Raw genomic sequence first — 18,781 nt, forward strand, 5'->3', positions numbered from 1 at the left:
ATGACAGTTACTAGACGTAGTTTCTTAAAGGCCAATGCAGCCATTGCTGCCGCCAGCGCAGCTGGGCTAACCATACCTGTGTCGGTAGCCAATGCCGCAGAGGGCGAGCAGGAAGTGAAGTGGGACAAAGCCCCATGCCGCTTCTGTGGGACGGGCTGTAGTGTGCTGGTGGGGACCAAAAATGGTCGCGTGGTAGCATCACAGGGGGATCCTGATGCACCGGTGAATAAGGGCCTCAACTGTATCAAAGGCTACTTCTTGCCTAAGATCATGTATGGGGAAGATCGCCTGACCCAACCGTTATTGCGCAAGAGAGACGGTAAGTACCACAAGGAAGGTGAGTTCACCCCAGTGAGCTGGGATGAAGCCTTCGATGTGATGGCCGACAAGTTCAAGCAGGCACTGAAAGACAAAGGTCCTTCTGCCGTTGGCATGTTCGGCTCTGGCCAGTGGACAGTCTGGGAAGGCTATGCCGCTGCTAAGTTGTACAAAGCGGGTTTCCGCTCCAACAATATTGACCCGAACGCCCGCCACTGTATGGCGTCAGCGGTAGTTGGGTTTGGCCGTACCTTCGGTATGGACGAGCCTATGGGGAGCTATGACGATCTCGAACATGCCGATGCCTTCGTGCTTTGGGGATCTAATATGGCTGAGATGCACCCTATTCTCTGGACCCGTTTGACTGACCGCCGTTTGTCTTCTGACAAGGTGAAAGTCGCGGTGCTCTCGACCTTTACCCACCGCAGCTATGAGCTGGCTGACAACCCAATTATCTTCAAGCCACAGACTGACCTGGCTATCCTCAACTTTGTTGCCCACTACATAATCTCCAATGACAAGGTCAACCAGGACTTCATGAACAAGCACGTCAACATCCGCAAGGGTGTGACAGATATTGGCTATGGTCTGCGTCCGACCCATCCATTGGAAAAAGCGGCCAAGAACCCGGGTAGCGGTGATTCGACGCCGATGAGCTTTGATGATTACGCCAAGTTTGTCTCGACTTATACCGCGGAATACACATCGGAATTAACAGGGGTACCAGTTGACCAACTCAACGCCTTGGCCGAAATGTACGCCAACCCAGAAACCAAGGTAGTGTCTTACTGGACTATGGGCTTCAACCAGCACACCCGTGGTGTGTGGGCCAATAACCTTATTTATAACATCCACCTGCTGACCGGTAAGATCTCCAAGCCGGGTTGTGGCCCGTTCTCGCTGACCGGCCAGCCATCAGCCTGTGGTACGGCGCGTGAAGTGGGGACCTTTGCCCACCGTTTGCCAGCCGACATGGTGGTGATGAATCCGAAACACCGTGAAATGTGTGAAACCCACTGGAATATCCCAGAAGGCACGATCCCGCCGAAGCCGGGTTACCACGCGATTTTGCAAGACCGGATGCTCAAAGACCGCAAGCTCAATGCCTACTGGGTGATGTGTAACAACAATATGCAGGCCGGGCCGAATATCAACGAAGAGCGCCTGCCGGGCTACCGTGATCCCGCTAACTTCATTGTGACCTCTGATCCTTACCCAACGGTTACCGCCATGGCATCAGATTTGATCTTGCCAACAGCGATGTGGGTGGAAAAAGAAGGGGCTTACGGTAACGCTGAGCGTCGTACCCAGTTCTGGCACCAGCAGATTAGTGCACCGGGCGAAGCGAAATCTGACCTGTGGCAGCTGATGGAATTCTCCAAGCGCTTCAAGGTTGAGGAAGTGTGGCCGCAGGAACTGATCGCCAAGAAGCCAGAGCTTAAAGGCAAAACTTTATTCGAAGTGCTGTTCAAAAACGGCAAGGCCGATAAGTACAGCTTGGATGAGATCGCTGCTGACCAGCTCAATGATGAATCGCGCGATTTTGGTTTCTATGTCCAGAAAGGCTTGTTCGAAGAGTATGCCTACTTCGGCCGTGGCCATGCCCATGACCTGGCACCGTTTGATATGTACCATCAGTCCCGCGGCCTGCGTTGGCCTGTGGTCGATGGCAAGGAAACGGTCTGGCGTTACTCCGAAGGGTATGACCCGTATGTGAAAAAAGGCGAAGAGTTTTCTTTCTACGGTAAGCCGGACAAGAAAGCGGTGATTTTCGCCCTGCCGTATGAGCCGCCAGCAGAATCACCGGATAACGAGTATGACCTGTGGCTATCAACCGGGCGGGTACTGGAGCATTGGCATACAGGTTCAATGACCCGTCGTGTGCCGGAGCTATACCGTTCATTCCCTGATGCTGTGCTCTACATGCACCCGCTCGATGCCAAAGAGCGCGGGCTGCGCCGGGGCGATGCAGTGAAAATTGTTTCCCGCCGTGGTGAGGTTCTCACCCATGTGGAAACTCGCGGGCGTAACCGGGTACCGCAAGGCTTGGTATATATGCCTTTCTTTGACGCCGGGCAACTGACTAACAAACTCACGCTTGATGCGACCGATCCTATTTCGAAAGAAACGGACTTCAAGAAATGTGCAGTGAAGGTGGTTAAAGCCTAACTATTGGAAACAGACTGATGAAGCGTTCACCTCTCAAATCATCGGAAAGCCGCCGCCGTTTCCTCCGGGATGCCGCGCGAACGGCTGTGGGTGTGGGAGCGGCAGCAACCGTACTCGGACTACAGAGCAAACAGAGCCAGGCTGACAGCAGCGGTGTGCCGATAAGGCCGCCGGGTGCATTGCCTGAGCCTGAATTTTTGCAGGCTTGCTTGCGCTGTGGGTTATGCGTTCAGGCGTGTCCTTACGATACCTTGAAGCTGGCAAGCTTGTTGTCGCCAGTGGCTTCGGGGACGCCGTATTTCACTGCCCGAACGATTCCGTGTGAGATGTGTGAAGACATACCCTGTGTGGAAGCCTGCCCGAGTGGCGCGCTGGATCATGGCCTGACCGATATCGATGATGCCCGGATGGGAACCGCGGTATTGATTGACCATGAAACCTGCCTCAACTGGTTGGGTTTGCGCTGTGATGTTTGCCACCGGGTTTGTCCGCTGATTGATGAAGCTATCACCCTAGAGCCCATCCGCAACCAACGTACCGGCTACCATGCCAAGTTTATCCCGACAGTGCATTCCGATGTTTGTACCGGCTGTGGTAAATGCGAGCAAGCCTGTGTGCTGGACGAAGCGGCGATCAAAGTTGTGCCTACGGCATTAGCCAAAGGCGCACTTGGTCACCACTACCGCTTAGGTTGGGAAGAAAAGGCCAAGAAAGGGGAAAGCCTGATCCCAGAGGATCTGACTTTGCCTGCTCACAAGCCGGGTAACAGTGGAGGAGGTCAGTAATGGCTAAGCATTTGGCAAAAGACGCCGGCAAGGCAGCGACCGCCTCGCTCGGCTGGTGGAAAGCCCACCGCTTCTTGCTGCTGCGCCGCAGCTGCCAGCTGTTGATCATTGCCTTGTTCATGATCGGCCCGACACTGGGGGTACTGCGTGGCAATTTGTCGGCAAGCACCTTGTTCGACACGGTGCCTCTGACTGACCCGTTGATCTTGCTGCAAACCATAGCCGCAGGCCATTGGCCTGAGCTGGCAGCCCTGCTTGGTGGAGTCATTGTGGTGGGCTTTTATGCCCTGTTGGCCCCTCGGGTGTTTTGTGCCTGGGTATGCCCGCTCAACATGGTGACGGACTTGGCTGCTTGGCTTCGCCGAAAACTGGGGATCAAGCTCAGTTACCGCTGGCCATCAAGCCTGCGTTACTGGTTGTTGCCGGTGTTACTACTGGGTAGTGCGGTATCGGGCACAGTGCTGTGGAGCTGGATTGACCCGGTTGCGGCACTGCACCGTGGCTTGGTGTTCGGCATGGGCGCGGGTTGGGTGCTGATATTGCTGGTGTTCTTGCTTGATCTGGTATTGGTCGAGCATGGCTGGTGTGGTCATTTATGCCCGCTTGGCGCGACTTATGGGGTGATTGGCCGTAAGAGCCTGGTTCGTATTACCGCGACCAACCGCGAAGCCTGCAACAAGTGCATGGATTGCTTCAACGTGTGCCCCGAGCCAGAAGTGCTGAGGCAACCGCTCAAAGGCGGGGATCGCAAGGTGATGAGCCAAGACTGTATCAGTTGTGGACGCTGTATTGATGTCTGTTCCGAGGAAGTATTGGAATTTAAAATAAGAATTGGAGCCAATAAAAATGAAGGGTAAGTATGTTGTGTCTGCGCTGCTGGCGGCTGTCGTGAGCCTAGCAGCATTTGCAGAGGTTACCTCGTTACGTGGCGCGCAGGAAATAGGGGATACCAATGCTGTTGCGCCCATCAAGCCGGTGCCAAAAATGCAAGATAAGCTGGCCTTGGAATTTGTTCATCAACCCCCTTTGATCCCGCACTCAACGGAAATGGTGCAGATCAACCCAAGCAACAATGGCTGTTTGCAATGCCATGATGTCGACAAGTACCGCAGAACTGGCGCCCCTAGGGTGAGCCCAACGCACTACATGGATAGCAACAACAAGATCCTAAGTGACGTCGCCCCTCGCCGTTACTTCTGTTTGCAGTGCCATGTTTCGCAGGCTGATGCCGCGCCGCTGGTGGAAAATACCTTTAAACCGGCTGGTAAGTTCGGCCAATAGGAGGGGCTATGAAAAGTCAACGACCTGGAATCATCCGGCGTTTTTGGCAGTGGTTCAGAAAGCCCAGCCACTTTGCGATTGGCACCGTCCTGACCGTAGGTGTGGTTGCAGGTGTCATCCTGTGGGGCGGGTTTAACACTGCAATGGAGTACAGCAATACGGAAAGCTTCTGTATCGGTTGTCATGAAATGGAGAACAACGTTTACCAAGAGTACGTTGGCACCGTTCACTACAACAACAGCAGCGGCGTCAGGGCGACCTGTCCGGATTGCCACGTACCCAAAGAGTGGGCACCGAAAATGGTGCGGAAGATCCAAGCTTCGAAAGAGCTGTATGCCAAAGCGTTGGGATTGGTTGATACTCCGCAGAAGTTCGAGGATCACCGGTTTGAAATGGCCTCCCGGGAGTGGGAGCGCATGAAAGCCAATGATTCTCAAGAGTGTCGGAACTGCCATAACTTTGAATACATGGATTTCAGCACCCAGAAGTCGGTTGCTGCTGGTATTCATAGCCGGGCAATCGAAGACGGTAATACCTGTATTGATTGCCACAAAGGTATCGCCCACCAACTACCGAAAGGTCATCAAATCGAAAGTGCAATCTAACGACGTGTAATTGCAATAAGCCTGTCCAATAACCCAGTCCCCGGTAGAGTGATCTGCTGGGGATTTTTTGTTTTAGCCCTAACCCGCATAAGTAAATCACAAGTTGAAACAATCTTACTGTCATGCAGTACACTGATATTGCATATGATCAGACAATACGCCCTCGTGACTAGATAGTGAGTTTTCGGCAAACCGATATGAAATCAACATCCTCGACGACAGATATCCTTCTAACCTCCACCATGAACATTTGGCCTTTTATAGAATACTGTGAAAAAAAGGGCTTTGATTGGCAGGCGGTTGCCGAGGAGTGTGAGTTACCGGTAGAAATGATGGACAAGAAACATTGGTTGCCGACCAAAGATATCATGCTGTTTTTGTTTGGGTTGGAAAGGCGGTACGGTTATTTGGTTGGGATTGAAATTGGCCGCTTTGTTACCGTTAAGCAGCTTTCATCAGAGCTAGATAGCAAGATCCAACAGTGCGGCAGTCTCTCTGAGGGGATCCAATTGTTGGTTGAAGAAATGCCCAAGCTTAATAACCATGTGATTATCTGGACCGAGAAGCTTGAGGGTAAATGGTGGCTATGCCATCGCAGTGCCTTCCGTGATTCAACTCCGGGTTTTGAACAGGCCGAATGGTTCAGAACGCTAGCACTGATTAACTTTTGCCGCCGGTTTATCGAAGGCTACTGGCAGCCAGAGCAAGCCAAGCTAGTATCTCCCAATACCAATGTAGACAAGCTCCCCTCGACCTTCAAAAAGACGGATATTGCCTTTGGCCAAGCATTTGGTGCTTTTACGGTGCCGCTTCCCGATGATTTTCATCCCGTTGCCGAACAGGCCATTGATGCCAGTTGGCACCACTCAGTCAGTAAACTTATCGATACCTATGCGTCGTTACCTTGGTTCAATATCAAGTGGTTCTCAACCCTGCTGGGTATGACGCCAAGGACTTTGCAACGCAACCTTAGCCTGCAAGGCCTAACATTCCGCGAGCTTAGGGATAACGCTAGACGCGATCATGCGATCAAACTGCTGGGCGAGGAAGGGGTAAGTACCCACGAAGTCGCCTGGCGGGTAGGGTACGATGATCTCAGCAACTTCAACCGTGCCTTTCGCAAGTGGACAGGTTATACCGCCCCGGCTTACCGTCGAAAATTGCTATCGTGATTTAGTGATTCGACACGATGGTGGAGAATACAATTCCGTAGCATCTTTGGCATGCTAATTATCTTCGGAAATAAGAAGCAAGCAAAGGACTGCTTGTCTCAAAAACACCCAGCTTTGTGTTGGCCAATTGTTGAGCTTTAACCTCGTTGTAGCATGCAACGGTTTACATTTAACGCGGTATTTATCCAACTTACTGAATTTACATTTCGCAACAGATTGAGTAATTTTCACGTATTTATTCTGTTTTTTCTCCTTATATTGCCTATACCCAAGCTCCTTGGATAAAGATATTTTCCAATACATTAGGCTCTGTGAGATGAAAAATAAAACCTTTAAGCTTGCGACATTAAGCGCTGCAATCCTGATGGCTTCGGCTGGAAGCTATGCGAGTGATTCAGTATCAATGACTATCGCTGAGTGTAAAACCTTTGAACCTACTCCTTCGGTAATCGTAAAAGGCGAGAATAACGAACTAACAAGCCAGACGATCACCATTGGTGCGACCGGTGATATGCACGGCCGTATCTTTGCATATGATTACGCGCTGGATGGCGTGGATAGAAATGCCGGCTTCTCTAAGATTGCGACCCTACTTCGTGACGAGCGTGCCAGCAATGACAACTTCTTGCTGATTGACTTGGGCGATACGGTGCAAGGTAACTCGGCAGAGCTGTTCAACAATGATCCGGTTCACCCTGTTGTTGAAACCATGAATGCCCTAAATTATGACCTTTGGGTACCGGGTAACCACGAGTTTGATTTTGAGCGCGCTTTCCTTGAGCGTAGTCTTGAAAACTTCAACGGCTCAGTGATCTCTTCCAACGTAATTTGGGACAAAAACTCGGTTGACTGTAAAGCTAACGAGGAAGAGACCCCGTTCTTACGCGGCTACCAGATCTTCGATTACAACGGTGCCAAAGTGGCCGTTATTGGCCTGACGCCGTCGTATGTAAAAGTATGGAACGCATCTAACCCAGAGAACTTCCGTAACCTAGATTTCAAAGACGAGCTGGAAGCGGTGACCGAGACCGTGAACACGGTTATAGACCAATACCAGCCGGATGTCGTGATTGGTGCCTTGCACCATGGCCGTAAAGAGCATGGTCGTGGGGTACACGAAATTGCCTCTGAGCTTGCTGATAAGTTCGATGTGATTTTCATGGGTCACGAACATGCCCGTTTCATCGAGCAAGTAGAGAAAGGCGCGGATATCACCGCTGAGATGCCTGAGATTTCTGTCGATGGTAACAGCGAGCAGGAAGACAAGGCGAAGTCTGGTGTTTACAACGCTGAAAACCGTCACGAGAAAGTTAAGATTATCGAGCCGGGCAACTGGGGTTGGGCACTGGCCAAGGCGGAAATCGAGCTTGAAAAAGATCAGCAAGGCAAGTGGCAGATTGTCGATACCACGCTATCAAACCGCAAGGTAGAGAACGTACAGGAAGACAAGCACCTGCAAGAGCAGATGCAGCACATCCATGACTCTTCGGTTGAAGATGCCAACATCATGATCGGTAAGGTGAAAGGTAACTTTACTAACTCTGCTGGCGGCTTTGCCGATGAGGCCGTTTTGGAAGAGCAAGTACTTAACAGCGAAGGTCTTCGCCTTTACAGCTCTATCCATACCGGCAAACTAGCTGACATGCCGATCACTGATTTGATCAACCAGATCCAAATCATGAACATCGAGCAGAAAGGCTCTGACGCCAAAGGCAACAGCATTAAAGTTGATGTGTCTGCCGCTGCGCTATTCTCGGACGGTTCGAACCTGTTTGATGGTCAGGAATACCGTAAGAAAGACAGTGCCAACCTATACATGTACGACAACCAGTTGGTTGCTGTTAGCATCAAGGGTGAGCAGCTGAAAGAATACATGGAGTGGTCTTACGGTTACTTCAATACTTACCAGCAGAATGACATTACCGTGTCTTTCGACCCTGCGATCCCTGCTTATAACTACGATATCTTCGATGGCTCTATTCAGTACACCGTGGATCTGAGCAAAGCGGTGGGTGAGCGTATTGATATTGGTGAGATCCGTGGTGGTAAATTCAAACCAGAAGCTGATTATGTACTGGCGATCAATGATTACCGCCTAGGCACTTTGCTTGGCCAGGAGTGGATCACTGGCGAGCAGGTGATTTGGGATTCTTCTAATGAGCCTGTTTATGCTGTACGTGACATGATCACCGAGTACGTAGAGAACGAAGGTGTCTTGGATCGCAGCAAGTTCGAGAATGTTAACTGGTATATCAAGCAATACGGTCCATCAAATGCTGCTGGTGAGGTTGCAGAGAAAGGTGACATCCTATCGTTGCGTGAAGGCGAAGGTGCCGAGTTGTGGCAGAAACTGCAAAACAAAGAGATTTGTGTGATGCGCTCAGGTCCTGGTGCACGTGATTCAATCAACGTGTCAGTAAACCTTGCCGACGACAGCACTTGGTTTGCAAACCCGAACTATTCAGCAGAGGCGACTCAGGAAGCCCTGTATGAAGGTTGTGCGTACAGCAACCAGCCAAAATAATTTCCTCCCTTTATCCTAATTCAAGGCGCTTCGGCGCCTTTTTTTGTGCCTAAACCAGACGAAGATCACTTTTGATCCTGACATGAGGTTTGAAATCTTCGTGAAAGGTGTTATTGTAATACAATATTATTGATTGCTAGATGTCGAAGCGTACTTTTCCTAAGAGCTTCGGCATAGCCATTAACTAACTTAAAGAGAACATTGATATGTCTAACAAAGTTGCATTTATCTCTGGTGCTACAGGTGGTATCGGTTTCCAAGTTGCTAAGCGTCTTGGTCAAGATGGCTACACTGTGATTCTTAACGGTATCGAAGACACTAAAGGCGCAAGCTGTGTGGCTGAGCTAACAGGTGAAGGCATCGAAGCTGAATACCGTGGTTTTGACGTAACTGATGAGAATGCTGTAACTGAAAACATCAATGCTATCGGTGAAAAATACGGTAAGATCGATGTTGTTGTTAACAATGCTGGTGGCCTAGGTGGTCGTAGCCCAATCGAAGGCATGGAAACTGAGTTCTTCCGCAAAGTAATGGCACTTAACCTAGACAGTGCATTCTTTGTTTCTCGTGCGGCAATCCCGTTCCTGAAGAAGTCTGACAACGCGTCAATCATCAACTTCACATCTAACGCTGCTTGGAACGCTGGTGGCCCAGGTGCAGGTATCTACGGTACATCTAAAGCTGCAGTTCACACGCTAACTCGTGCTCTTGCAAAAGAACTAGCGCCAGCAAACATCCGTGTTAACGCTGTATCTCCAGGTACTATCGATACGCCGTTCCACGCGCAAATCAAAGAAACTAAGCCTGAAGTATTTGCTTCTTGGGCTAACAGCATCATGCTTGGTCGCCTAGGCCAGCCAGAAGAAGTGGCTTCTGCTATTTCTTTCCTAGTAAGCAAAGATGCTTCATTCATCACTGCTGAAACGCTACAAATCGGTGGTGGCCAGGCACTAGGTATCTAATCCTATTTATGCCTGAACAAAGCTAGGCTATAGCTTTGTTGTGAGAACCAATACAGACGGTAGGTACTGCAAGGTACCTACCGTTTTTTGCGTCTGCGTTCAGCTAGTAGAGTCCATCTTCATCTTTGGTTATTGAGTGTTGCAATGCGTAGGTGGCGTTGCTAGCTTGTCCTGCTGTCCTGCTGTCCTGCTGTCCTGCTGTCCTGCTGTCCTGCTGTCCTGCTGTCCTGCTGTCCTGCTGTCCTGCTGTCCTGCTGTCCTGCTGTCCTGCTGTCCTGCTGTCCTGCTGTCCTGCTGTCCTGCTGTCCTGCTGTCCTGCTGTCCTGCTGTCCTGCTGTCCTGCTGTCCTGCTGTCCTGCTGTCCTGCTTTCTGTCTCATTTAGGTTGATATATGGCATATCCCAAATATTTTTTGAGTATAGATACTTGGGGTTATCGATCGTCGTTTTTGAACACACTTGCAAATCATATCCTTACACAGGCTTACATTAGGTGTGAAAACATTGTTGTTTAACGGTATTGAGAGGCCGAAAAAGAGGGTAACTCCTATTTTATGGTTAGTAAGTGATCATCTTCTTTCATTTTGTAAGTCACCACATATTTAACGAATGAAGTTGGTAGCATAAGGTTATTAGTCGCAATTGTGTGATCTTTGTCACTTTTGTGTGTTTTTGATGGTTCATTTATCTTTGTGATTTTGGGATCGGTATCACATAGGTAAACGTTTGCCTGTTCGTTTTTTGAACATTGGGGTGTTGAGGGGTTGTTGAGGTTTAACGTTTACGCAGCATGCAAAGGTTTACAATTAACGATTCATTTATCGAACTTACCGAATTTACATTTGGAAACGTTCTGGATGCATTTCGAGTTTTTATTCTATTCCTTGGGCGTATATTTGCTCGCGTTCCCATTTTCTTTTTTTATTTTTTTGATTGCCTAAACATGACTAAGAGTACTATTAAAGTAGCAGCGCTGAGTGCAGCGATTGTTACCGCCCTAGCTGGATGTAATAGCAGTAGCAGTGATGACAAAACACAACCATCACGTCCATCAATCGCTGAGTGTAAAACCTACGAGCCAACCCAGCCGGTAATCGTTAAGGGTGATAACCCTGACCTTAACTTCCAAACAATTACTGTTGGTGCAACTGGTGATATGCACGGCCGTATCTTTGCGTATGATTACGCACTTGACGGCGTGGATGTGAATGCTGGCTTTACCAAGATTGCTACGCTGTTGAACGAAGAGCGTGCCAACAACGATAACTTCTTGATGATCGATCTTGGTGATACGGTTCAAGGTAACTCGGCTGAATTGTTCAACGACCTACCGGTACACCCAGTTGTAGAAACCATGAACTTCATGGATTACGACGTTTGGGTTCCGGGCAACCATGAATTCGATTTCGAGCGTGCTTTCCTTGAGCGTAGCCTTGAAGGCTTCAATGGTTCAGTGATCTCTTCAAACATCATCTGGGACAAGAACTCAGCTGACTGTAAAACCAATGGTCAGGAAGTACCTTTCCTACGTGGTTACCAGATCTTTGATTACAACGGTGCCAAAGTTGCGGTTATCGGCCTAACGCCTTCTTATGTGAAAATCTGGAATGCTTCAAACCCAGAAAACTTCCGTAACCTTGATTTCAAAGAAGAGTTCGAATCACTGGAAAATACCGTTGACCAAGTAATTGCCCAGTACCAGCCAGATGTTGTTATCGGTGCGCTTCACCATGGTCGAAGTGAATCACATGCCCGTGGTGTAAACGAAATCGCTTCTAAGATGGCTGATAAGTTCGATGTGATCTTCATGGGTCACGAACATGCTCGCTTCATTGAGCAAATCGATCTAGGCGCACCTTACGAAAATGGCATGGACGACATCACTGTATCTGGTGATAAAGCTAATCAAGTTGAAGATAAAGCCAAGTCTGGTACATACAACTGGCGTAACCGAGACTCGAAAGTGAAAGTTATCGAGCCGGGTAACTGGGGTTGGGCGTTAGCTAAAGCTGAAATTGATCTGTTCAAAGACCAAGATGGCAACTGGAAGATCTTTGATACCACGCTTTCAAACCGCACTGTTGCTGATGTTGAAGAAGATGCGGCACTACAGAATGAAATGCAGCATATCCACGATGCTTCTGTAGAAGATGCCAATATCGAAATCGGTGTTGTTCGCGGTAACTTCACTAACTCTGAAGGTGGCTTTGCCGATGAAGCGGTACTTGAAGAGCAAGTACTGAACAGTGAAGGCCAGCGCCTGTACTCGACAATTCACAATGCAAAACTGTCTGACATGCCGCTAACTGATTTGATCAACCAAATTCAGATCATGAACGTTGAATCAAAAGGCAGTGAAGCGATTGGTGAGCAAATTTCTGTTGACGTTTCAGCAGCAGCGTTGTTCTCAGATGCATCTAACTTGTTTGATGGTGAAACTTACCGTAAGAAAGACAGCGCTAACCTTTACATGTACGACAATCAGTTGGTTGCGGTAAACATTAAAGGTGAAAAGCTGAAAGAGTACATGGAGTGGGCATACAGCTACTTCAACACTTACCAAGAGGGTGACATCACGGTGTCATTTGATCCAACCGTTCCTTCATTCAACTACGACATTTTTGATGGTGAAATCGAGTACGTGGTTGACTTGAGCAAGCGCGGACGTGAGGAAGACGAAGATGGTAACCTTATCTTTGAGGGTGAGCGTATTCAGAACATCACCATCCGAGGCGTTGAGCTACAAGATGATGCTGACTATGTTCTAGCAATCAATGACTACCGCTTTGGCTCTCCGATGAAAGAGAAAGGCTGGGTAACTGACGAAGATATTATTTGGGAATCTTCAGCTGAGCAGGTTTACGCAGTGCGCGATATGCTGACTGAGTATGTTGCCGAGCACAAAGTACTGGATCGTTCGAAGTTCGAGAATGTGAACTGGTACATCAAACAATACGGTCAGTCTGATGAAAGTGGCTTTGTTGCACGTAAAGGTGAAATCCTTGCCTCTCGTGCTGATGAGGGCGCAGAGTTGTGGCAGAAGCTACAAAACAAAGAAATTTGTGTAATGCGTTCTGGCCCAGGTGCTCGCGATGCTATCAACGTTTCTGTAAATGTTGATAAACCAGAGACTTGGTTTGCTAACCCGAATTACTCTGAAGATGCATCTATTGAAGCACTTTACGAAGGCTGTACTTACAGCAACCAGCCTAAGTCTGAGTAATTGAATGTATTGAAATAAGATAAAGAAGGCGCTTCGGCGCCTTCTTGTTTTGGAAAATTACGATGTTAAAACGATTATTATTTCCTTTTGTCGTCTTTTTGGTTTCCACCGCTATCTTGTGGTTTTCGCCATCAGTGAGTGAATCTTTCAGGCCCAAGGCTTACAGCAACCAGGAATTTGTCCGCGCGAGTGTGATCGATGTTTTAGCTGAGAGTACTCAGTCTGATCCTTTAGTGCCTTCAGTTAAGACAGGACGTCAACGGTTGCTGGTGGAGTTGTTGGAAGGGGCAGAGGCTGGCAAGCAGGTCGAAGTCGAGAACCAATTAAGCCGACTGCACAATGTGTATGTGACTGAAGGTGATAGGTTTATCCTGCTGGTTAGAGAGCAGGGCAGCCGGACGATTTACTGGCCTTACAACCATGACCGTTCCTCGGCGGTGTATTGGATGGTCGGGATCATTGTGGTTCTCACCGTATTGTTTGCTGGTTTGCAAGGTGTGAACTCGGTCATTTCTTTGTACTTTACCGGTGCTTTGCTGATTGGCGTGTTAGTGCCTGCTCTGTTTGCTGGTTGGAACCCTATCCTTATTACCATCGGCTTGATGGCAGTGAAAATTGTGGTCAATTTCCTGTTGGTCGCAGGCTGGAATAAGAAGTCGTTGGTGTCGATGCTAGGTACACTGGCAGGTGTGGTGATGGCAGGCTTGATGGCCCAGTTCTTTGGTGAGATGGCCCAGCTTAACGGCCTATACCTTGAGAAAGGGGAAGATATTCTCTATCTCGGCGGTGAAGCCCAAGTACAGGTACGCTGGTTGCTGTTTGTTGCGATTATGGTGTCAGCATTGGGTGCGGTGATGGATGTAGCGATCTCCATGGCGTCTTCTTATCACGAGCTGCGTGAAATGTCGCCGGAGCAATCTGAAAAAGATCGCCTGCTGGCAACAATTCGGATCGGCCGCGATATCCTGGGAACCATGACCAATACCTTGGTACTGGCTTTTGTCGGTAGTGCACTGACCACCATTATGATGGTGTGGGGCTTCCAGATGCCGGTAATGCAGTTTATGAATATCCCGGCTTTATCGCTGGCAATGATCCATGGTCTAGCTGGTAGTATCGGGCTTATTATGACTGTGCCGCTTACGGTAGTGATTGCCAGTGTTGTTTATCAACGTGATGCTAAAAAGCCGGTAGAGACTGCTAAAGTTGTCACTGAGTAATCCTTAGGTCTCAAACCAAAGGCTCAAATTAAAAAAAGCCACGATGTGCTCCCAGTGCATCGTGGCTTTTTAGTTCTACTCGGGCAGGGTTTACACCATAAAGCCTAAGTCCATGGTGGCGAAGTTGGCCGAAGCCGTTGGGAAAATGGCTTCTATGCCTGATTGGCCGACGCCAAACCAACTGGACAGAGTGGCAGCCATCTGCTCGTGGGCCTGAGTCGGGATCAGGCGGCCCCTGCCGTTATCGTCTGGACTTCCGACACTAAAGTCGGGATAAGCGCCGTAGCAGCCACCTGATACGCTACCGCCTATCACCAGTTGGTTACTGCCCCAGCCATGGTCGGTCCCGTCATTGGCATTGTTGTGCATGGTGCGACCAAAGTCCGACATGGTAAAGCTTGTGACATTGGGCTGCAGTGCACCTAATGCCCGGGTGAATTCGGTCAGAGCGGTATCGAGTTGGCTGTACAAGGATTGGTGACGCGGTACCTGATTTTTGTGGGTATCATAGCCACCTTGGTTAACGATAAAGACCTGTCTCCCCACGCTGCCGGAAGCAACCGATGCATCAATAATGCGTTTAACAGCCGATAGCTGCGAGCCAATAGAACTATTTCGGCTGATGGCCGGATCGAGCTCCGTTGAGTCTATAAGCGAACGGAAGTTATTGTAAGGAGCGAGGAAGTCACTATGCTGCTTGGTGTATTGCTGGTGGAAGGGCGACATGTACACCTCCTCTACCATTTCGCTATACTCTCTCTCCAGAGTTCCTGATGCACTAAAGGCGTTTACCGCCGATACCGAACCTTGGGTATTAGTACGCAGATCACTGACATTTACACCGCTTAGCCAGCTGTTGCCACCGAGTGAGAGTAGTTCAGGTATTGCACCTCCCTGAGCTAAGATGTCCATCAACAAACCACCCCAGCCATAGGCAGCATAGGCACTGGAATGCCATGCACTTTCCCATGCGTACTGCTGCTTTGAATGGTTAAACAACCCTGTTGGATAGGGGGCTCCGGATCCGGCAGGGCCAACAAGCGTACCTATATTGATTAACCCAGCGGCAAGGCCATCTTGGAACAATGACTGAACGCCCGGCATATTGGGGTGAAGACCAATTGGTACTCCGTTGCTGTCGGTTTTGCCTGTCATCAGCAAGCTAGCTTTATCAATGGCGATGTTAGGGCGTCTTGCGGCATATTTGCCATAGAGATCATCATCGCCCGCCATCATCATATTGAACGAATCATTTCCTCCTCGCAGGAAGACACAGACCAAGGCTTTGTAATCTTCAGCCGCATACGCCTTGTTTGAAAGGGAGAATGCCACCGGCATTGCCGTCGCCCCTGTCATCAGGGCGCTGTGTTGCAAAAATCGACGTCTCGATAATTTCATCATCATTACTCCTGAATCTGGAACTCGGGGGACATGGCGGCCATCCAGAACACCTTGTACATGTTGTCATGGTTACTTTTCGGCATATCGTCATAGACATCGCTGAGCCGTTGCTCCAACTGCGGGCTAAGCGAGCCATCGAACAAAGTATCAGCCAGCAAAGCAAGGAAGTTGGCTTTGTCATCAGTTGTCCAAAGGCCGGTAAACGCGGAGTAATCGAGGAATAAACGGTTATCCGCCAAACCGGCGACATCACCTGTTAGTGTGTTGTCGTCTTTGAGCTTGCGGAACACCAAGTTGGAGAGGTGCGGGATCTCGGCCGATGTGTATAGGGCGAATTCTGGGCCTATTAATCCGTTGTCTTCCAATGGGCCGCTAGGCGTAAAGTTAGCGGGGAAGAAGTTGAACACAGAGGGTGCCGACAGTGGCCCTTGCGAAAAGCGATGGCCTTCTGGCGAGTATTGCGCATCGTAACCGTAGCCCAGTGACGTATCGCGATGGTGCTCATAGTTGTTGCCCATTTGGCTGTTAAACGCTCGATAGAGTGCTGTCATGGTGATAATTGGCTCACGGGCTTTTGACACGGAAAGCGGGTTTGATTCATAAGGTTGTGGGTCGGTGAGTATCGCGGTCACCACTGCGGCTAAATCACCATGGGTTTGGTTGAAAGTACGAGCGACGCGCTCAACATAGTGTTTGTTTGGGTTAGAGGTAACAAGTTGCTTGATAAGGTGGGTGCTGACAAACACAGCGGTTTCGCGGCTGGATACCAGAATATCGAGCAATCTTTCTAGTTCCTCTTCGGCAGTCTCATTACCGGGGAAGTTGCGACCAAGTATTCGCTTGGGTTCATTATCATGGTTACTGGCGGTAACGACCATGGGGCTGAGTAGGCCATTTTCTTCATCCCAACCAGTGAACAATCTTGCTAACTCCAAAACATCTTCTTCGGTGTAGGCAGGAATAGGTTGCTGGGTTTCTTTGTCTTTTTTGATAACGCCTTTGTAGCTGACTTTCCACTCACCGAGCGAGAAAAGTTGCAACAATTCACGGGCATAGTTTTCATCGGGGTATTGGTTATTTTCTGGATCAGGCGGCAAGTTACCAGCCATGGTTAGAAAGCGACCCATTGCAGGCGAGTAGGTGACATCTCGGATTAAGTCTTTGTAATTGCCAAAGGCGTGCTCGACAAGAATATCGTAATAGATGGCTAATCCTTTTGCCCTGTCATCACCGGATAGTCCTGCGTCATTTTGTGATACAACCACCAATTGACTTAGCGCGAAGGCAACTCTTTGACGTAGCTGGTCTTCACCATTGAGGGCGATTCCCCACCAGGCATTGCTGCGATAGTTGCGATGCTCTTGGCTACTGCCGTTTTCACCCGCGCGGATATCTTGGATTCGTAGGTATTCATCAAGGTGGTATGACGGCGATACTGCCAGCTGTGCTTCTACCCATTGCTCGGGGGTGAGGCCGACGGCCGCGTTGATATCAGCTAACGTTGGGCCAAACGTACCGCGTTCAAGCAAACGTGAGGCATTGTGGAAATCCAAAACAAGTGGCGTCTCGATGCGCTCGAAGCTTAGGCTATAGTCGGCAGACGCTGCCCAGAGAAGATTGTCTGTTTTAGATTTGATGGGAACTATCGTGCCATCTGTTTGCAGTTGCCCCACCACGACTTCAGCACTGTTGTTATTGATACATTGACCTATCCGGTAGGGCCATTGTGCGGTTCGATTGTGACTACGTTTAGTAATTTGGCACTCAAAGGTTTCTGCTGGAATGTTGTTATTTAGAACAGTCACTTTAACAGTGTACGGAAAGTAGGTGTAATTAATCGCTTTTTGAACGCTACCATTATCGATCAAATCAACAGCGTATGCATGAGATGCAATAACTTGAAAGAGCAGTACTACGATAGCCTTTTTCAAAAAACAAAGGTTTTTGAAAAACATCGTGTTGACTCCAAATATAGTTAATTAGAGGTGTGTTTAATTTAATGTTTAAAAAAGTAGTAAATGGCTGATTTAAAATAATTCCTTTTTATGCCTCTCCTTGAAGTGTGTTTTATTTGATAGTTGAATGGTAGCAAATAAATACACCTTGCATATAAAATCGGACAGGTTATTCCCATTCGAAATATTTCGTTTTATGATTTTGTGAACCTAAGCCAAAGATGGTTTGAAATTGATATAAATATATTTTAAATGCTTGAACCAATGAAGTTTAATAACTATTGGCTCGTTATTATTTTGACGCTGTGATGATTTTCTGACATCTGCACACTACAGGATAGGTGTTTAAGTTGGAGGATGTTTAAGATGCTTCATACGATACAGTTCTTCATCAGAGCAATTTATTGCACCCCTTAGGTTACGCCTATCGCTATTTGGCGCTACACCGTAGCTGTAAGAAATATTGAGTGCAGATAAAGTCGTTTTAATTTCGGCTAGGAAGGGCTTAGCTCTACACGGTAAGAGGACGGCAATGAATTCATCACCCCCGAAGCGTATGATCATTTCGTTTCGTTGAGTATGCTGTTTTAACCCTTGGCTAAATAGCACTAGTACACTGTCGCCAAATTTATGGCCGTGTTCATCATTGAGTTTTTTAAAGTTATCCAGATCGAAAAAGATCAGATCAAATTTTTTTAGTGAAATGCTTCCAAGTGCCTTCCTATTAAACACACCTGTCAGCTCATCAACACTTTGGTTGCACTCGTATTTTGTGATGATACGTTTTGCGGCAAGGGCCAGTAAGCCAATACCAATCAGAATACTTCCATCATCAAGAAAAATAGCGATAGGAGAGGGGATTGCATCGATTACCTTTTTCAAAGGAGCGGTTTGCTCAATCATGTGAAAGATATTCTCGATCCCCATAAACATCATTCCGACAAGTGCTATTTTTTCTTTTTTGAAAACAGGAAAAGCACATATCGAGATGGAAACTATGGAAAGTAAGATCAAGTACTCGATTGCAAATTCTGCTTTGGAAAAGAAAAAAGACTCATCAATTTCCATGATGAGCATAAGCAGAACCAACCCTGTGCAGACGACTGTCGATACGGCCTTAACCATTGAAAACCACCTTTTCCTTCATATAGTTAATATGCCTACTAG

At 48.4% G+C, this 18,781-nt stretch carries 14 protein-coding genes; 10 read left to right on the plus strand and 4 right to left on the minus strand.

Annotated elements, in window-relative coordinates:
- From napA to ACXAD4_RS24845, 8 genes are all read left to right on the plus strand, one after another.
- Entirely contained in the window at window positions 1-2,487 is a 2,487-nt protein-coding gene (gene napA, locus ACXAD4_RS24810; protein WP_475244697.1) for a nitrate reductase catalytic subunit NapA, read from the plus strand.
- Between the two features lie 17 nt (window positions 2,488-2,504).
- Complete coding sequence (gene napG, locus ACXAD4_RS24815; protein ID WP_475244698.1) at window positions 2,505-3,272, plus strand: ferredoxin-type protein NapG; 768 nt, start codon at window positions 2,505-2,507, stop codon at window positions 3,270-3,272.
- Window positions 3,272-4,129, plus strand: a complete 858-nt coding sequence (gene napH / locus ACXAD4_RS24820) for a quinol dehydrogenase ferredoxin subunit NapH (protein ID WP_475244699.1) — start codon at window positions 3,272-3,274, stop codon at window positions 4,127-4,129. The genes napG and napH overlap by 1 nt, the downstream gene beginning before the upstream one ends.
- Window positions 4,119-4,553: a nitrate reductase cytochrome c-type subunit gene (locus ACXAD4_RS24825; protein ID WP_222549919.1), complete on the plus strand. Its 435-nt coding sequence runs from the start codon at window positions 4,119-4,121 to the stop codon at window positions 4,551-4,553. The genes napH and ACXAD4_RS24825 overlap by 11 nt, the downstream gene beginning before the upstream one ends.
- Window positions 4,554-4,561: 8 nt before the next feature.
- On the plus strand, window positions 4,562-5,158 hold the full coding sequence (gene napC, locus ACXAD4_RS24830; RefSeq protein WP_475244700.1) for a cytochrome c-type protein NapC: 597 nt from the start codon (window positions 4,562-4,564) through the stop codon (window positions 5,156-5,158).
- Window positions 5,159-5,355: 197 nt separating this feature from the next.
- Complete coding sequence (locus ACXAD4_RS24835; protein ID WP_475244701.1) at window positions 5,356-6,330, plus strand: helix-turn-helix domain-containing protein; 975 nt, start codon at window positions 5,356-5,358, stop codon at window positions 6,328-6,330.
- 316 nt (window positions 6,331-6,646) lie between these two features.
- Complete coding sequence (locus ACXAD4_RS24840; RefSeq protein ID WP_475244702.1) at window positions 6,647-8,854, plus strand: bifunctional metallophosphatase/5'-nucleotidase; 2,208 nt, start codon at window positions 6,647-6,649, stop codon at window positions 8,852-8,854.
- Window positions 8,855-9,060: 206 nt separating this feature from the next.
- Window positions 9,061-9,816: an SDR family NAD(P)-dependent oxidoreductase gene (locus ACXAD4_RS24845; protein WP_475244703.1), complete on the plus strand. Its 756-nt coding sequence runs from the start codon at window positions 9,061-9,063 to the stop codon at window positions 9,814-9,816.
- A 103-nt stretch (window positions 9,817-9,919) separates the two neighbouring features.
- Here ACXAD4_RS24845 and ACXAD4_RS24850 read toward each other — a convergent pair whose 3' ends face one another.
- Complete coding sequence (locus tag ACXAD4_RS24850; RefSeq protein ID WP_475244704.1) at window positions 9,920-10,195, minus strand: hypothetical protein; 276 nt, start codon at window positions 10,193-10,195, stop codon at window positions 9,920-9,922.
- A 563-nt stretch (window positions 10,196-10,758) separates the two neighbouring features.
- On the opposite strand from ACXAD4_RS24850, the gene ACXAD4_RS24855 reads away from it, so the two are divergent.
- Together ACXAD4_RS24855 and ACXAD4_RS24860 are read left to right on the plus strand one after the other, a co-directional pair.
- Window positions 10,759-13,038: a bifunctional metallophosphatase/5'-nucleotidase gene (locus ACXAD4_RS24855; RefSeq protein ID WP_475244705.1), complete on the plus strand. Its 2,280-nt coding sequence runs from the start codon at window positions 10,759-10,761 to the stop codon at window positions 13,036-13,038.
- Between the two features lie 62 nt (window positions 13,039-13,100).
- Window positions 13,101-14,258: a YibE/F family protein gene (locus tag ACXAD4_RS24860; RefSeq protein ID WP_475244706.1), complete on the plus strand. Its 1,158-nt coding sequence runs from the start codon at window positions 13,101-13,103 to the stop codon at window positions 14,256-14,258.
- 90 nt (window positions 14,259-14,348) lie between these two features.
- Here the strand turns inward: ACXAD4_RS24860 and ACXAD4_RS24865 are convergent, their stop codons facing one another.
- From ACXAD4_RS24865 to ACXAD4_RS24875, 3 genes are all read right to left on the minus strand, one after another.
- Window positions 14,349-15,656, minus strand: coding sequence for a DUF1501 domain-containing protein (locus tag ACXAD4_RS24865; RefSeq protein ID WP_475244707.1), 1,308 nt, complete (start codon window positions 15,654-15,656; stop codon window positions 14,349-14,351).
- A 5-nt stretch (window positions 15,657-15,661) separates the two neighbouring features.
- Window positions 15,662-17,614 carry a DUF1800 family protein gene (locus tag ACXAD4_RS24870; protein WP_475244708.1) on the minus strand — a complete coding sequence of 651 codons (1,953 nt, stop codon included), beginning with the start codon at window positions 17,612-17,614 and terminating at the stop codon, window positions 15,662-15,664.
- Between the two features lie 345 nt (window positions 17,615-17,959).
- On the minus strand, window positions 17,960-18,739 hold the full coding sequence (locus ACXAD4_RS24875) for a GGDEF domain-containing protein (protein WP_475244709.1): 780 nt from the start codon (window positions 18,737-18,739) through the stop codon (window positions 17,960-17,962).
- Window positions 18,740-18,781: the final 42 nt, after the last annotated feature.

This window comes from Photobacterium sp. AWH4_225, assembly GCF_056158405.1.

What these genes read in the sequence shown, in the direction of transcription:
- napA (WP_475244697.1), top strand. Translation starts at nt 1, where the DNA reads ATGACAGTTACTAGACGTAGTTTCTTAAAGGCCAATGCAGCCATTGCT.
- napG (WP_475244698.1), top strand. Translation starts at nt 2,505, where the DNA reads ATGAAGCGTTCACCTCTCAAATCATCGGAAAGCCGCCGCCGTTTCCTC.
- napH (WP_475244699.1), top strand. Translation starts at nt 3,272, where the DNA reads ATGGCTAAGCATTTGGCAAAAGACGCCGGCAAGGCAGCGACCGCCTCG.
- ACXAD4_RS24825 (WP_222549919.1), top strand. Translation starts at nt 4,119, where the DNA reads ATGAAGGGTAAGTATGTTGTGTCTGCGCTGCTGGCGGCTGTCGTGAGC.
- napC (WP_475244700.1), top strand. Translation starts at nt 4,562, where the DNA reads ATGAAAAGTCAACGACCTGGAATCATCCGGCGTTTTTGGCAGTGGTTC.
- ACXAD4_RS24835 (WP_475244701.1), top strand. Translation starts at nt 5,356, where the DNA reads ATGAAATCAACATCCTCGACGACAGATATCCTTCTAACCTCCACCATG.
- ACXAD4_RS24840 (WP_475244702.1), top strand. Translation starts at nt 6,647, where the DNA reads ATGAAAAATAAAACCTTTAAGCTTGCGACATTAAGCGCTGCAATCCTG.
- ACXAD4_RS24845 (WP_475244703.1), top strand. Translation starts at nt 9,061, where the DNA reads ATGTCTAACAAAGTTGCATTTATCTCTGGTGCTACAGGTGGTATCGGT.
- ACXAD4_RS24850 (WP_475244704.1), bottom strand. Translation starts at nt 10,195, where the DNA reads ATGAGACAGAAAGCAGGACAGCAGGACAGCAGGACAGCAGGACAGCAG.
- ACXAD4_RS24855 (WP_475244705.1), top strand. Translation starts at nt 10,759, where the DNA reads ATGACTAAGAGTACTATTAAAGTAGCAGCGCTGAGTGCAGCGATTGTT.
- ACXAD4_RS24860 (WP_475244706.1), top strand. Translation starts at nt 13,101, where the DNA reads ATGTTAAAACGATTATTATTTCCTTTTGTCGTCTTTTTGGTTTCCACC.
- ACXAD4_RS24865 (WP_475244707.1), bottom strand. Translation starts at nt 15,656, where the DNA reads ATGAAATTATCGAGACGTCGATTTTTGCAACACAGCGCCCTGATGACA.
- ACXAD4_RS24870 (WP_475244708.1), bottom strand. Translation starts at nt 17,614, where the DNA reads ATGTTTTTCAAAAACCTTTGTTTTTTGAAAAAGGCTATCGTAGTACTG.
- ACXAD4_RS24875 (WP_475244709.1), bottom strand. Translation starts at nt 18,739, where the DNA reads ATGGTTAAGGCCGTATCGACAGTCGTCTGCACAGGGTTGGTTCTGCTT.